Annotated in this window: 13 protein-coding genes, 1 pseudogene and 1 riboswitch; of the genes and pseudogenes, 11 read left to right on the plus strand and 3 right to left on the minus strand. The window is 62.3% G+C overall.

Going from position 1 to position 15,252, the window contains the following annotated elements:
• The first annotated feature begins 1 nt into the window (after position 1).
• Positions 2–1,654: a DNA repair protein RecN gene (gene recN / locus ACYQ2U_RS12880; RefSeq protein ID WP_459950782.1), complete on the plus strand. Its 1,653-nt coding sequence runs from the start codon at positions 2–4 to the stop codon at positions 1,652–1,654.
• A 30-nt stretch (positions 1,655–1,684) separates the two neighbouring features.
• Here the strand turns inward: recN and ACYQ2U_RS12885 are convergent, their stop codons facing one another.
• Positions 1,685–2,257: a TMEM165/GDT1 family protein gene (locus ACYQ2U_RS12885; protein ID WP_459950783.1), complete on the minus strand. Its 573-nt coding sequence runs from the start codon at positions 2,255–2,257 to the stop codon at positions 1,685–1,687.
• A 23-nt stretch (positions 2,258–2,280) separates the two neighbouring features.
• Positions 2,281–2,436: riboswitch (yybP-ykoY riboswitch) on the minus strand.
• 137 nt (positions 2,437–2,573) lie between these two features.
• Positions 2,574–3,002 (minus strand): annotated as a pseudogene (gene fur, locus ACYQ2U_RS12890) (ferric iron uptake transcriptional regulator); the annotation flags it as partial.
• A gap of 99 nt (positions 3,003–3,101) precedes the next feature.
• Here fur and ACYQ2U_RS12895 point away from each other — a divergent pair.
• The 6 genes from ACYQ2U_RS12895 (at position 3,102) to ACYQ2U_RS12920 (ending at position 9,912) form a co-directional block, all read left to right on the plus strand.
• Positions 3,102–3,542: an outer membrane protein assembly factor BamE gene (locus ACYQ2U_RS12895; RefSeq protein WP_459950784.1), complete on the plus strand. Its 441-nt coding sequence runs from the start codon at positions 3,102–3,104 to the stop codon at positions 3,540–3,542.
• 30 nt (positions 3,543–3,572) lie between these two features.
• A complete protein-coding gene (gene dapB, locus ACYQ2U_RS12900) occupies positions 3,573–4,379 on the plus strand; it encodes a 4-hydroxy-tetrahydrodipicolinate reductase (RefSeq protein WP_459950785.1) in 807 nt (268 codons plus the stop codon).
• A gap of 161 nt (positions 4,380–4,540) precedes the next feature.
• Positions 4,541–5,674: a glutamine-hydrolyzing carbamoyl-phosphate synthase small subunit gene (gene carA, locus ACYQ2U_RS12905; protein WP_459950786.1), complete on the plus strand. Its 1,134-nt coding sequence runs from the start codon at positions 4,541–4,543 to the stop codon at positions 5,672–5,674.
• Between the two features lie 4 nt (positions 5,675–5,678).
• A complete protein-coding gene (gene carB, locus ACYQ2U_RS12910) occupies positions 5,679–8,897 on the plus strand; it encodes a carbamoyl-phosphate synthase large subunit (protein WP_459950787.1) in 3,219 nt (1,072 codons plus the stop codon).
• Positions 8,894–9,373, plus strand: a complete 480-nt coding sequence (gene greA, locus ACYQ2U_RS12915; protein ID WP_459950788.1) for a transcription elongation factor GreA — start codon at positions 8,894–8,896, stop codon at positions 9,371–9,373. Before carB ends, greA begins: the two co-directional genes overlap by 4 nt.
• A gap of 77 nt (positions 9,374–9,450) precedes the next feature.
• Positions 9,451–9,912 carry a DUF4149 domain-containing protein gene (locus ACYQ2U_RS12920; RefSeq protein WP_459950789.1) on the plus strand — a complete coding sequence of 154 codons (462 nt, stop codon included), beginning with the start codon at positions 9,451–9,453 and terminating at the stop codon, positions 9,910–9,912.
• Between the two features lie 33 nt (positions 9,913–9,945).
• Here the strand turns inward: ACYQ2U_RS12920 and ACYQ2U_RS12925 are convergent, their stop codons facing one another.
• Positions 9,946–10,326 carry a YhbY family RNA-binding protein gene (locus tag ACYQ2U_RS12925; protein ID WP_459950790.1) on the minus strand — a complete coding sequence of 127 codons (381 nt, stop codon included), beginning with the start codon at positions 10,324–10,326 and terminating at the stop codon, positions 9,946–9,948.
• A gap of 78 nt (positions 10,327–10,404) precedes the next feature.
• Between ACYQ2U_RS12925 and ACYQ2U_RS12930 the strand changes: the two genes are divergently transcribed.
• From ACYQ2U_RS12930 to glmM, 4 genes are all read left to right on the plus strand, one after another.
• Positions 10,405–10,995 carry an RlmE family RNA methyltransferase gene (locus tag ACYQ2U_RS12930; protein ID WP_459950791.1) on the plus strand — a complete coding sequence of 197 codons (591 nt, stop codon included), beginning with the start codon at positions 10,405–10,407 and terminating at the stop codon, positions 10,993–10,995.
• 97 nt (positions 10,996–11,092) lie between these two features.
• Positions 11,093–12,976, plus strand: coding sequence for an ATP-dependent zinc metalloprotease FtsH (gene ftsH, locus ACYQ2U_RS12935; RefSeq protein WP_459950792.1), 1,884 nt, complete (start codon positions 11,093–11,095; stop codon positions 12,974–12,976).
• Between the two features lie 61 nt (positions 12,977–13,037).
• The gene (gene folP / locus ACYQ2U_RS12940; protein ID WP_459950793.1) at positions 13,038–13,865 is read left to right on the plus strand and encodes a dihydropteroate synthase; all 828 of its coding nucleotides are present in this window, start codon (positions 13,038–13,040) and stop codon (positions 13,863–13,865) included.
• A 5-nt stretch (positions 13,866–13,870) separates the two neighbouring features.
• On the plus strand, positions 13,871–15,226 hold the full coding sequence (gene glmM, locus ACYQ2U_RS12945) for a phosphoglucosamine mutase (RefSeq protein WP_459950794.1): 1,356 nt from the start codon (positions 13,871–13,873) through the stop codon (positions 15,224–15,226).
• Positions 15,227–15,252 lie beyond the last annotated feature (26 nt).

Genomic DNA, 15,252 nt, shown 5'->3' on the forward strand with positions numbered 1-15,252 from the left:
CATGCTGCGACGCCTGTTCATTCGCGATTTCGTCATTGTCGACAAGCTTGAGCTGGAGTTCGACACCGGTTTTGGCGCCTTGACCGGCGAGACCGGGGCGGGCAAGTCCATTCTGATCGACGCCCTGTCCCTGGCCATGGGCGAGCGGGCCGATGCCGGCGTGGTGCGGTCCGGCAGGGACAAGGCCGAGGTGGCGGCGGAGTTCGAATTGGCAGCGGCCAGCCCCTTGCACCAATGGCTCAAGGACAATGACTTCGAGGACGAGGGTGTTTGTCTGCTGCGCCGGGTGATCGATGCCGGCGGCCGTTCCCGCGCCTATATCAACGGCGCGGCGGCGACCCTGACTCAACTGAAGGAAGCCTCCGACTGGTTGGCGGACATCCATGGCCAGCATGCCCACCATTCCCTGTTGCGGGCCGATGCCCAGCGCCAATTATTGGACACCCATGCCGGGCTGGGGGCCCTGAGCAAGGAAGTGGGCGAGGCCTTCCGTCTCTGGCAACGCCTGAAGGAAGCCCGCGAGAACGCGGAGCGGGATGCCGAGGCCGGCAGCAAGGAACGGGAACTGCTGGAATGGCAGGTCAAGGAATTGGCGATCCTGGCTTTCGAGCCGACCCAGTGGTCGGAGGACAACCAGGAGCATAGCCGGTTGTCCCACGCCGCCAGCCTGATGGCGGGTGCCGATGCCGCGGTGGAGGCTTTGGACTCCGGCGAGGTGTCCGCCACCACCGCCATCGACCTGGTATTGGGCCGCCTGCGGGACTTGGTGGAGGTGGATCCGAGCCTCAAGGAACCGGTGGAGTTGATCGAAGGCGCCCGCATCCAGCTGGGGGAAGCCGCCCATGAATTGGCCCGCTACCGCCAGCGCCTGGAGTTGGATCCGGCGCGCCTGGAGGAATTGGAGGCCCGCATCGAGGCCGTGACCACCATGGCGCGCAAACACCGGGTCAGCCCTGAGGAGTTGCCGGACCTGTTGGCGCGGCTTGGCTCGCGGCTGGAGGAGTTACGCCTGACGGCGGACCCGGGCGCCTTGGCCGAAAAGGAGGCCGAAGCCCACAAGAATTACCTGGCGAAGGCAGAAAAATTGTCCCAGGGCCGGGCCGAGGCCGCGGCTAAGCTCTCCCGCCAGGTGACCGAAGCCATGCAGCAACTGGCCATGGCCGGTGGCCAGTTCGAAATCGCCCTGTTGCCAGTGGAAGGGGGCGCGGGCTACGGCCTGGAAAGCATCGAATTCCGCGTGGCCGCCAATGCGGGCCAAGGGCTGCGCTCCCTGGCCAAGGTGGCTTCCGGCGGGGAACTGTCCCGCATCGGCCTGGCCATCCAGGTCATCGCCAGCCAGGCCGGCGACGTGCCGACCTTGATTTTCGACGAGGTGGACGTGGGTATCGGCGGCGGCGTGGCCGAGATTGTCGGCAAGCTGCTCAAGCAATTGGGCGGCAGCCGGCAGGTGCTGTGCGTCACCCATTTGCCCCAGGTGGCCAGCCAGGCCCATTGGCAATGGTCCATCGCCAAGGAAAGCCGCGAGGGTCAGACCTTCAGCAAGGTGAGTTGCCTTGATGAGCTGGGCCGGGTGGAGGAAATCGCCCGCATGCTGGGCGGCGTCAGGATCACCGACACCACCCGCCAGCACGCCAGGGAAATGCTCGGGCTGTAACCAGCCGCGGGAAGGACTGCGCGCCGTCGTTTATTGGGCAACGCCAGCCGCGCCGGCCATGGTAAGGGCACCGGTGGCGATGAACACCCCGGCAGCAACCCAGCGGATCAGTTTGAGGGGCAGGCGCTGGGCCAGTTTCTCGCCGATGATCACGGCGGGCACGTTGGCCAGCATCATGCCCACGGTCGTTCCCATCACTACTGCCAGCAATTCGCCCTGAAAACGGGCGGCCAGGGCCACCGTGGCCAGTTGGGTCTTGTCTCCCATTTCGGCGATGAAGAAAGCGATCAAGGTGGTGACGAAGGCGCCGGCCTTGTGCAGCTTGGGGTCGTCGTCCAGTGAATCGGGATGCAGGGTCCACAAACCGAAAGCCACGAACACCGCGCCGGTGATCCAAGGTAGCCAATCGACGGCGACGAAGCCGGACAACCAAACGCCGACCGAGCCGGCCAGGGCGTGGTTGAGCACCGTCGCCACGAAGATACCGGCCACGATGGGCCAGGGCTTGCGCAGGCGGGCAGCAAGGACGAAGGAAAGCAATTGGGTCTTGTCGCCGATTTCCGCGAGGGCGACGAGGAGGGATGAGGTGATGAGGGCTTCCATGGGATTCCTGAGGGTCGGGCGGTACTGACCGATGACGCAAAGCACCCGCCCAACCTTGATGGCGCCCTGCGTCAGCGGTCTCGCCAAACCATTGTGGCCAAACACACCATGGCGCAAGCCAAGTCTGTTGATGTGTTTCCCCCTCGACTGGGGGGAGGCTACTCCCCGATGACGGGGCGCATTCTAACGGAAGCAGCCCCCGAAGCGGGGTGGGGGAGCATCAGGGATGATGCTTGCGGGTCACCTCGGGACAATGAGGCGGGCACTCGCCAGCGCCGTTGAGGTGCTGGCAGTTCCCCTTGAGGGGACATTCTTCCTGACCGTGGCAGTTGGGCTTCTTGCAATCCACGTAGAGGTAGAGGGCGTGTTCCTTGACCTCGAAACCCCGCTCGGCGGCGATTTCATTTTGCCGCCGTTCGATTTCGGCGTCGTAGAACTCTTCAACCCGGCCGCATTGCAGGCAGACCAGGTGGTCGTGGTGCTTGCCCTCGTTCAGTTCGAAAACCGCCTTGCCCGATTCGAAAAAGTGGCGTTCCACCAAGCCGGCCTGTTCGAATTGGGTCAATACCCGATAAACCGTGGCCAGGCCGATATCCATGCCCTCGTTCATCAAGTGCAGATAAACGTCCTCTGCCGTCATGTGCCGGTCCTCGCCTTTTTGGAACAGTTCGAGGATGCGCAAACGGGGATAGGTGGCTTTGAGGCCGGTGCTCTTGAGGCTTTGGGCGTTGGGGTTGGTGGCCATGGAATGTGCTCGCTTGTGCGCAGGGCAGGGTTCTCAGCCCGCTATGATATAGTTTTCCGCTGCTTCGGAAAAATTTCCGTTTTACCTTTCAGGATTCCCATGCGGCCACTCCTTCGGCAAAGCCTCCTCCTTCTCCTGCCCGTGTTGGCGGCCTGTTCCAGCACCAAGTGGTCGGACATGAAAGTGACCGACTACCTGTCGCCCTACCGTATCGACGTCAATCAGGGCAACTACATCACCCAGGACATGGTGGCCCAGTTGAAACCGGGGCAGAGCCAGGAGCAGGTGCGGTTCATCCTCGGCTCCCCCTTGATCGTGGATGCCTTTCACGGTGGCAACCGTTGGGACTATCTGTACCGTTTTCAGCCCGGTAGCAGCCAGCAGGTGCAAACCCGCCGCCTGGTGGTCTTTTTCACCGACGGCAAGCTGACCCGCGTCGGTGGCGACGTGATGGCCGGCAATGCCGCCGACCTGGCGGTCAACCCCGTGCCGGCCGCCCAGGTGATCGACATCACCGCACCGGCGCCCGCGGCCAAGTAGTCCTTCTTCCCGCTTCTTTTCGGAAATTACATGAGCAAGATTCGTTTTGCCCTGGTGGGCAGTTCCGGCCGTATGGGCCGTACCTTGATCGAGGCCGTTCTGAAGGCCGAGGATGCCGAACTGGTGGCCGCCATCGACCAGGAAGGCAGCCCTTTCATCGGCAAGGATGCTGGTGAACTGATCGGTACCCCTTGCGGTGTCGCCATCAGCACCGATTTGGACGCAGGGCTGGCCAAGGCTGATTGCCTGATCGACTTCACCCGTCCCGAAGGCACCTTGATTCACCTTGAGGCCTGCCGCAAGCACAAGGTGGCCCTGGTCATCGGCACCACCGGTTTTAGCGCCGAGGGCAAAAAGCAGATCGAGGCCGCCGCCAAGGAAATCCCCATCGTTTTCGCCCCCAACATGGCCGTCGGCGTCAATGCCGTGTTCAAGCTGCTGGACGTGGCTGCCCGGATTCTCAACGAAGGCTACGACGTGGAAGTGATCGAGGCCCATCACCGCCACAAGGTGGATGCACCTTCCGGCACCGCCCTGCGCATGGGCGAGATCGTGGCCGCCGCCCTGGGCCGGACCCTGGAGGAGGACGCCGTTTATGGCCGCGAGGGCCATACCGGCGAGCGCCCGGCCAGCCAGATCGGTTTTTCCACCATTCGCGGTGGGGATATTGTCGGCGACCATACGGTGCTTTTCGCGGGTACCGGCGAACGCATCGAAATCACCCATAAGTCCGCCAGCCGAATGTCATATGCCCTCGGCTCCCTGCGGGCCGCCCGCTACATGCGGGGCAAGGCTTGCGGCCTGTTCGACATGCAGGACGTGCTGGGATTGAAATAAAAAACCGCGCCAAAGCGGTGCATGGCATTGCCCAGCAAGGGCTCCTCGGGCTATAATTTGCCGGTTTGCCGGGACGGGCAGAATTTCGCGCAAAAATTGTGCATGCAAGTTGATTCCGTCCTCGGTTTCCCCATACGCCAAATACCGACAGGAGCCTCATCGTGCCTCAATTCCCGCCCGCCATCCTTGCACTTGCCGACGGGACGGTTTTTAGAGGGAAGGGCATAGGGGCTGTCGGCTCCAGCGTCGGCGAGGTGGTGTTCAACACCGCCATCTGCGGTTATCAGGAAATCCTCACCGATCCTTCCTATACCCGCCAGATCGTCACCCTGACCTATCCCCACATCGGCAACTACGGCATCAACGACGAGGACGGCGAAGCCGACAAGGTCTATGCCGCCGGTTTGGTGATCCGCGATCTGCCCCTGCTGGCTTCCAACTTCCGCTCCACCCAGACCCTGGACGCCTATCTCAAGGCCCAGAACGTTGTCGCCATCGCCGACATCGACACCCGCAAGCTGACCCGCATCCTGCGGGAGAAGGGCGCCCAGGCCGGTTGCCTGGTCACGGGTGACAACATCGACGAAGCCGCCGCCATCGCCCAGGCCAAGGGTTTCCCCGGCTTGGCAGGCATGGATCTGGCCCAGGTAGTCACCACCGCCAAGCCCTATCCCTGGACCGAGGGAGAATGGAAGCTGGGCAAGGGCTATGTGACCCAGGAAAATCCCAAGTATCACGTGGTGGCCTACGACTTCGGCGTCAAGCGCAACATTCTGCGCATGCTGGCCGAGCGCGGCTGCAAGCTGACCGTGGTACCGGCCAAGACCCCCGCCAGCGAAGTATTGGCCCTGAATCCCGATGGCGTGTTCCTGTCCAATGGCCCCGGCGACCCCGAACCCTGTGATTACGCAATCGCCGCCATCCGCGAGTTGCTGGACAAGAAGCTGCCCACCTTCGGCATCTGCTTGGGCCACCAGCTCATGGGCCTGGCCGCTGGCGGCAAGACCCTGAAAATGAAGTTCGGCCACCACGGCGCCAACCATCCGGTCAAGGACCTGGAATCCGGCCAGGTGATGATCACCAGCCAGAACCACGGTTTCGCGGTGGATCCCGCCACCTTGCCGGCCAACGTGCGGGTGACCCACGTTTCCCTGTTCGACGGCAGCCTGCAAGGCATGGCCTGGAACGACCGGCCCGCCCTCTGTTTCCAGGGCCACCCGGAAGCCAGCCCCGGCCCCCACGATGTGGCCTACCTGTTCGACCGTTTCATCAAAATGATTGCAGAGGCGCGATAACAACATGCCCAAGCGCACAGACATAAACAGCATCCTCATCATCGGCGCCGGCCCGATCATCATCGGCCAGGCCTGTGAGTTCGACTATTCCGGCGCCCAGGCCTGCAAGGCCCTGCGCGAGGAAGGCTACAAGGTCATCCTGGTCAATTCCAATCCGGCCACCATCATGACCGACCCGGACATGGCCGACGTGACCTACATCGAGCCCATTACCTGGCAGGTGCTGGAAAACATCATCGCCAAGGAAAAGCCCGACGCCATTCTGCCCACCATGGGCGGCCAGACCGCTCTCAATTGCGCCCTCGACCTGGCCAAGCACGGCGTGCTGGAAAAATACGGCGTCGAGATGATCGGCGCGTCCAAGGAAGCCATCGACAAGGCCGAGGACCGGGAAAAGTTCAAGCAGGCCATGACCAAGATTGGTCTCGGCTCCGCCCGCTCCGGCATCGCCCACAGCATGGAAGAGGCGCTGCAAGTGCAGGGCGCCCTCGGCTTCCCCGCCATCATCCGTCCGTCCTTCACCATGGGCGGTTCCGGCGGTGGCATCGCCTACAACATGGAAGAGTTCACCGAGATCTGCAAGCGCGGTCTCGAGGCCAGTCCCACCAAGGAACTGCTGATCGAGGAGTCCCTGCTGGGTTGGAAGGAATATGAAATGGAGGTGGTGCGGGACCGCAAGGACAACTGCATCATCGTCTGTTCCATTGAAAACCTGGACCCCATGGGCGTGCACACCGGTGACTCCATCACCGTCGCCCCGGCCCAGACCCTAACGGACAAGGAATACCAGATCATGCGTAACGCATCCATTGCGGTGCTGCGCGAGATCGGCGTGGATACGGGCGGTTCCAACGTGCAGTTCTCCATCAACCCGGTGGACGGCCGCATGATCGTGATCGAGATGAATCCCCGGGTTTCCCGTTCCTCCGCCCTGGCCTCCAAGGCCACCGGCTTCCCCATCGCCAAGATCGCCGCCAAGCTGGCCGTGGGTTACACCCTGGACGAGCTCAAGAACGACATCACCGGCGGCGCGACCCCGGCGTCCTTCGAGCCATCCATCGACTACGTGGTCACCAAGATTCCCCGTTTCGCCTTCGAGAAGTTCCCCCAGGCCAACGATCGTCTGACCACCCAGATGAAGTCCGTGGGCGAGGTGATGGCCATGGGCCGCACCTTCCAGGAATCCCTGCAAAAGGCCCTGCGCGGTCTGGAAGTGGGGGTTTACGGCCTGGATGAAATCGAGGCGGAAAAAGAAGAAATCGAACACGAGCTGGCCAATCCCGGGGCTCAGCGCATTTGGTACGTGGGTCAGGCCTTCCGCGAAGGCTACTCGATGGACGACCTGTTCCGTCTGACCAAGATCGACCCCTGGTTCCTGGTGCAGATCGAGGACATCGTCAAGACCGAAGGCTGGATTCGCGCCCAAAACCTGCAAGAGTTGGATGCCGCCGCCCTGCGCGGTCTCAAGCGCAAGGGTTTTTCCGACCGCCGCATCGCCAATCTGATCGGCACCGGTGAAACCGAGGTGCGCAAGCATCGTCAGTCCCTGGGCGTGCGCCCCGTGTTCAAGCGGGTGGATACCTGCGCCGCCGAGTTCGCCACCTCCACCGCCTACATGTACTCCACCTACGAGGAGGAGTGCGAGTCCCGCCCCACGGACAAGAAGAAAATCATGGTGCTGGGTGGCGGCCCGAACCGGATCGGCCAAGGCATCGAGTTCGACTACTGCTGCGTCCATGCCGCCCTTGCCATGCGCGAAGACGGCTACGAGACCATCATGGTCAACTGCAACCCGGAAACCGTGTCCACTGACTACGACACCTCCGACCGCCTCTACTTCGAGCCCCTGACTCTGGAAGACATCCTGGAAATCGTCGATGTGGAAAAGCCCGTCGGCGTGATCGTCCAGTTCGGCGGCCAGACGCCCCTGAAGCGCGCTCGTGACCTTGAGGCCAATGGTGTGCCCATCATCGGCACCAGCCCCGACATGATCGACGCTGCCGAAGACCGGGAACGTTTCCAGAAGCTGCTGCATGATCTGGGTCTGAAGCAACCGCCCAACCGCACCGCTCGTACGCCCGAGCAGGCCATTGAACTGGCCGCCGAGATCGGCTACCCGCTGGTGGTTCGCCCCTCCTATGTGCTGGGTGGCCGCGCCATGGAAATCGTCCATGAGCAGAAGGATCTGGAGCGCTACATGCGCGAAGCGGTCAAGGTCTCCAACGATTCCCCCGTGCTGCTGGACCGCTTCCTCAATGACGCTACCGAAGTGGACATGGATGCCTTGTCCGACGGCAAGCAGGTGATCATCGGCGGCATCATGGAACACATTGAACAGGCCGGCGTGCACTCCGGCGACTCTGCCTGTTCCCTGCCGCCCTTCACCCTGTCCAAGGAAATCCAGGACGAGCTGCGTCGCCAGACCGAAATGATGGCCAAGGGCCTCAACGTGGTGGGCTTGATGAACGTCCAGTTCGCCATCCAGGGCAAGGGTAAGGATGCCGTGGTCTATGTGTTGGAAGTGAATCCCCGGGCCTCCCGCACCGTGCCTTTCGTTTCCAAGGCCACGGGCGTGCCCCTGGCCAAGGTGGCTGCCCGCTGCATGGCTGGTCGCAGCCTGGCCGATCAGGGCATCACCAAGGAAGTCATCCCGCCTTACTACTCAGTGAAGGAAGCGGTTTTCCCCTTCAACAAGTTCCCCGGCGTCGATACCATCCTCGGTCCCGAAATGAAGTCCACCGGCGAAGTGATGGGCGTCGGCCGCAGCTTCGGCGAAGCCTTCATCAAGTCCCAGTTGGCGGGCGGCACCAAGTTGCCCAAGAGTGGCAAGGTGTTCATCAGCGTCAAGCCCGCCGACAAGGCCAAGGCCGTGGAAGTGGCGCGGGAACTGAACGACATGGGCTTTACCATCCTTGCCACCAAGGGCACCGCCGCTTCCATCGCCGAAGCCGGCATTCCGGTGACGGCGGTGAACAAGGTGACGGAAGGTCGTCCCCACATCGTGGACATGATCAAGAACAACGAAGTGGTGCTGGTCATCAACACCGTGGATGAAAAACGCACGGCCATCACCGACTCCCGCTCCATTCGTACCTCGGCCCTGGCCCAGAAGATCACCGTCTACACCACGGTAGAAGGTGCTCGCGCCGCCTGTGCCGGTCTGCGTCATGCCGGGTTGGAAACCTATTCCATCCAGTCCCTCCATGGAGAGTTGGCAGCATGAGCGGCAAGTTTCCCATCACCCTGCGTGGCGCCGAGCTGCTAAAGGAAGAGCTGCAACGCTTGAAGACGGTGGATCGCCCCAATGTGATCGCCGCCATCGCCGAAGCCCGCTCCCACGGTGACCTGTCGGAAAACGCCGAATACGATGCGGCCAAGGAGCGTCAAGGCTTCATCGAAGGCCGTATCGCCGAGGTTGAAGGCAAGTTGGCCAATGCCCAGATCATCGACCCCAAGTCCCTGGATGCCGATGGCCGCGTGGTTTTCGGCGCCACGGTTGAACTGGAGGATATGGACGGCGGCAAGACCGTGACCTATCAGATCGTCGGCGATGATGAGGCCGACTTGAAAGTGGGCAAGATTTCCCTGAACTCCCCGGTGGCCCGGGCCATGATCGGCAAGTACGCCGGCGATGTAGTGGAAGTCCAGACCCCGGGCGGCGTTCGGGAGTATGAAATCCTCGACGTCCGCTATGAGTAAACGATTGGCAACGATCAATCGGCGGCTCTCAGTGGCCACAGCGCTTTGCGGCAGGTGACTAAAAGGATTTCCAGCCCATGTCCCGCTTAGCCGAGGCGCTGTATTCCCTGGCCATCGCCCTGTGGGTGGGTGGCCTTTTTGCTATTGGCTATTTGGCCGCGCCCGTTTTGTTTTCCCAATTGAGCGACCGCATGCTGGCCGGCAATCTGGCCGGCACCATGTTTTCGCTCGTGGCATGGGCGGGCATGGCCTGCGGTGGCTATCTGCTTTTTTATCTGCTGGTGCGGCGCGGTTGGCGCGCTTTCCGCACGGCACTGTTCTGGATTGTGGTGACCATGGTCGCCCTGACCGTAGCCGGTCATTTCGGCGTGCAGCCCATCCTGGCCCAACTCAAGGCGGACGCCTTGCCCCGGCAAGTGATGGAAAGCGCGCTAAGGGATCGTTTTGCCGCCTGGCACGGGATATCGAGCGGGCTCTACCTCGTGCAAAGCCTGCTCGGACTATGGCTGGTTGTGTGGCAGGAGCGGGGCCGGCGCTAAGCCGATGAGGCCTGCCCGTAAGGGCAGGGGGGCTTAGCGGGTGCTCTTGCGGCGGCGTTCGTTGGCGGCGGCGGCCTGTTTCTTGGTTTTTGGCTTGGGCGCCCGGCGCGAAGTGGGCTTGGCGGTTGGCGCCTGTTCTGCTGCCGGCTTTTCCCGCCAAAGGACCAGGATATTGCCGATATGCTGTACGGGGGCACACGCCAGCGTGGCAGAGATTTCCGTGAAGAGGGCTTCCCGGTCGTCCCGCTCGATGCCGTGGAGCTTGACCTTGATCAGCTCATGGGCGTTAAGGGCACCGTCGATTTCCTTCAGCACGGCAGGCGTCAGCCCCTGCTGGCCGATACTGGCGACGGGATTCAAATGGTGGGCGGCGGCGCGGAGCGCCTTGCGCTGTTCAGTGGTCAGTTCAATCATGGTGCGTATTTTCGCATGTAAGTAGGACGGCAGTCAGTGACAATCAGAAGCAAACGGTCGAAAAAGAGCAGTCATTACATGAACCAGCACGTTCATGACCCTTTCGTGCAAAAAGCCAAGCACGAAGGTTGGCGCTCGCGGGCGGTGTTCAAACTGATCGAAATCGACGAAAAAGACCACTTGCTCAAGCCGGGCATGACCGTGGTGGACCTGGGTTGCACTCCGGGAAGCTGGAGTGAGTACGCGGTCAAGCGCATTCAGCCCGGCGGCCGCCTGATTGGCCTGGATCTGCTGCCCATGGATCCGATACCCGGTGTCACCTTCATCCAAGGGGATTTTCGCGAGGACGAACCCCTGGCCCAATTGATTGAGGCCCTGGACGGGCGCCAGGTGGACCTTGTTATTTCCGACATGGCCCCCAATATGACCGGTATCGCCGTCACGGACCAGGCCGGCATCATGTATCTGGCGGAGCTCACCCTGGACTTTGCCAAGGATCATTTGAAAAAGGGGGGAACCTTGTTGACCAAAGTGTTCCAAGGCAGCAGTTACATGGAGTTGCGCAAGGAAGTCATGAATCGTTTCAGCGAACTGCACGTACGCAAGCCTGCCGCATCCCGTGACCGTAGTGCAGAAACCTACCTTTTGGCCCGTGGCAAGCGGGATTAGCCAGGGTTTGTCAATCATCTCGATAGTTTGCGCCCCCCGTCATTCCGCCATAGAATGACCAATCCGATATTCCCTGCGGGGAAAGTGAGGCATCACCTTGAATAATATGTTCAAAAATCTTGCAATCTGGCTGGTGATCGGCATCGTGTTGATGACGGTGTTCAACCAGTTCAACGCCCGCCAGACGGCACAGTCCACCATGGACTATTCTCAGTTCCTCGAGGAAGTGAAGCAGGGGCACATCGCCAAGGTAGTGATCCAGGGCCGTACCCTGGAGGCCACCACCAGCGACGGCAAGAAAATCACTTCCTATGCACCGCCCGATCTGTGGATGGTGTCCGACTTGTTGAAGAACGACGTCAAGGTCGTGGCCAAGCCGGAAGAAGAGCAATCCTTCCTCATGAGCCTGTTCGTCTCCTGGTTCCCCATGCTGCTGCTGATCGGCGTCTGGGTATTCTTCATGCGCCAGATGCAGGGCGGCGGCAAGGGCGGTGCCTTCAGCTTCGGCAAGAGCAAGGCGCGCATGATGGACGAGGCCAGCAACACCGTGACCTTCGCCGACGTTGCCGGTTGCGACGAAGCAAAGGAAGAAGTCTCCGAGTTGGTGGACTTCCTCCGCGACCCTTCCAAGTTCCAGAAGCTCGGTGGCCGTATTCCCCGTGGCGTGCTGATGGTGGGCTCTCCGGGTACTGGTAAGACCCTGCTGGCCAAGGCCATCGCAGGGGAGGCCAAGGTGCCGTTCTTCAGCATCTCCGGTTCGGACTTCGTCGAAATGTTCGTCGGTGTCGGTGCTGCGCGGGTTCGTGACATGTTCGAGCAGGCCAAGAAGGCTTCGCCCTGCATTATTTTCATCGACGAAATCGACGCTGTCGGTCGCCAACGGGGCGCCGGTCTTGGCGGCGGCAACGACGAGCGGGAACAGACCCTGAACCAGTTGCTGGTGGAAATGGACGGTTTCGAAGGCTCGTCCGGCGTGATCGTGATTGCCGCGACCAACCGCCCCGACGTGCTTGATCCGGCCCTGCTGCGTCCTGGCCGTTTCGATCGCCAGGTGGTGGTGCCCTTGCCCGACATTCGTGGCCGGGAGCAGATCATCAAGGTGCACATGCGCAAGGTTCCGGTGGCCCAGGATGTGGATGCCTCCGTGCTGGCCCGGGGCTGCCCTGGCTTTGCCGGTGCCGATCTGGCCAACTTGGTGAACGAGGCGGCTCTGTTCGCTGCCCGCGCCAACAAGCGCCTGGTGGACATGAACGACTTCGAGCGGGCCAAGGACAAGATCATGATGGGGGCAGAGCGCCGCTCCATGGTCATGCCCGAGGAAGAGCGCAAGAACACGGCCTACCATGAGTCCGGCCATGCCGTGGTCGCCAAGCTGATGCCCAAGACCGATCCGGTGCACAAGGTCACGATCATCCCGCGTGGTCGCGCCCTGGGTCTGACCATGCAGTTGCCGACCGAGGATCGCTACAGCCAAGACCGGACCCGACTGCTCAGCACCATCGCCGTGCTGTTCGGTGGTCGCATCGCCGAAGAATTGTTCATGAACCAGATGACTACCGGAGCTTCCAACGACTTCCAGCGCGCCACCGACCTGGCCCGGCGCATGGTGACCCAATGGGGCATGTCAGACAGCCTTGGCCCCATGGTCTATGGCGAAGAGGAGGGCGAGATCTTCCTTGGCCGCTCGGTGACCACCCACAAGAACATGTCGGAAGCTTCCCTGCAAAAGGTCGATGCCGAGATTCGCCGCATCCTCGACGAACAGTACGCCCTAGCCCGCCGCCTACTGGAGGAAAACCGGGACAAGGTAGAGGCCATGACGGCAGCCCTGCTGGAATGGGAAACCATCGATGCCGACCAGATCAACGACATCATGGACGGCAAGCCGCCCCGGCCGCCCAAGCCCAGCAGCAGCCTGCCCAAGGTCACGCCGGAGAATCCTTCTTCCGGTGCCGAGCCCAGCGCACCGGCTCCCGCCTGATACTTGAAGCTCACGATCATGGGCCGCGCCTGAGGTGCGGCCCTTTGTTTTTTCCTCGTCCATGAATCCGACTCTCCACTGCGGCCGTTTTACGCTGTCCCTGCGCCAGCCACTGATCATGGCCATCGTCAATGTTACGGATGATTCCTTCTCCGGTGACGGCCTGCGGGGGAATACCGCGCGGGCCATCGAACAGGGCCATCGTTTCAAGGAGGAGGGCGCTCATCTGCTCGACATCGGTGGCGAGTCCACCCGGCCGGGCGCCCAGCCCGTCTCCGTGCAGCAGGAACTGGACCGGGTCATGCCCGTGCTGGAAGGCTTGAAGGATTGCGGTCTCCCCCTGTCGGTGGACACTTTCAAGCCCGAGGTCATGGCGGCAGCCCTGGCCGTCGGGGCCGACATGATCAATGACATCAACGCCCTGCGCGCCCCAGGGGCCATGGCGATCGTGGCGCCCACCACGGCGGCCGTCTGCCTGATGCACATGCAGGGCGAGCCCGGTACCATGCAGTCCGCGCCCCACTACGAGGATGTGGTGATGGAGGTGGGGGATTTCCTTGACGAGCGTGTCGCTGCTGCCGAGGCAGCCGGCATCGAACGTAACCGTCTCGTCGTGGACCCCGGCTTCGGCTTTGGCAAAACCCTGGACCACAACCTTGCATTGCTGCGCCACCTGGGGCGATTCATTGCCCCTGATCTGCCTTTGTTGGCCGGCATGTCCCGCAAGAACATGCTCGGTTTATTGACCGGACAGCCCGTGGACGCGCGGGTCTACGCCGGCGTCGCCGCCCACTTGCTGGCGGTGCAACGCGGCGCCCGCATCGTCCGCGTCCATGACGTGGCGCCCATGCGGGATGCGTTGGCCGTCTGGAATGCCTTGGAGAACTGAACACGATGACTCGGAAATATTTTGGTACCGATGGTGTACGCGGCCTGGTGGGCCAATCCCCCATTACCCCGGAATTCGTTCTACGCCTCGGTTACGCCGCCGGCACCACCCTGGTGGCACGGGAACACCTCCCCGCTGGTGAGCGTCCCGCCGTGCTGATCGGCAAGGACACCCGGATTTCCGGCTACATGCTGGAGGCCGCGCTGGAAGCGGGTTTCTCCGCCGCCGGCGTGGACGTCTGCCTGGTGGGGCCGATGCCCACCCCCGCAGTAGCCTATCTGACCCGGGCCCTGCGGCTCCAGGCAGGGGTGGTGATCTCGGCTTCCCACAATCCCTACCACGACAATGGCATCAAGTTCTTCTCGGCCCAGGGCACCAAGCTGCCCGATGGCGTGGAGCAGGAAATCGAGGCCCGGCTCGACCAGCCCATGGGCTGCATGGACTCGGCCAAGCTGGGCAAGGCCCGTCGCATTGATGATGCCGCCGGGCGCTACATCGAGTTCTGCAAAAGCACCTTCCCCAACGAATTGGATCTGCGCGGCTTGCGCATCGCCGTGGATTGCGCCCATGGTGCGGCTTATCACATCGCCCCGTCGGTCTTCCACGAACTGGGGGCAGAGGTGCTGCGGGTCGGTGTCACGCCCAACGGTCTCAATATCAATGAGGGCGTCGGTGCCACCCATCCCGAGGCCTTGCGCAAGGCCGTGCTGGAAAACCAGGCGGACCTGGGCATTTCCCTTGACGGCGACGGCGACCGCCTGATCATGGCCGACCGCAACGGTACGCTGTACGACGGCGACCAGTTGATCTACGTGATCGCCCGGCAACAGGCCAAGGTGGGCAAGGTTCCAGGCGTGGTGGGCACGTTGATGAGCAATCTCGGCTTCGAACATGCCCTGGACCGCCTGGGCATTCCCCTGGTTCGCGCCAAGGTGGGGGATCGTTACGTGCTGGAACAGTTATTGGCCAAGGGCTGGCAACTGGGAGGCGAGAACTCGGGTCACATCATTTGTCTGGACAAGCATTCGACGGGAGACGGCATCATCGCCGCCCTCCAGGTATTGGCGGCCTTGCAGGCAGGTCAGGAGTCCCTGGCTGAAGCCTGCGCCGATCTCAGCATGTACCCGCAAAAATTGATCAACGTGCCGATGAAGACCGGCTTCGACTGGCGTGGCGACCCGGACATCGCCGCCGCCCAGCAAGGCGCGGAACAAACCCTGGCGGGGCAGGGCCGGGTCCTGTTGCGCCCGTCGGGCACCGAACCCTTGCTGCGGGTCATGGTCGAGGGCCGGGACGGCGAACTGGTGGCGCGCCAAGCCGAGAACATCGCTGCTGCCGTGCGTGGTGCCCTGGGCCAGTAGTCGCGAAGAGCGCCTGCCAGATCACA

Source organism: Denitratisoma sp. agr-D3 (genome assembly GCF_054658675.1).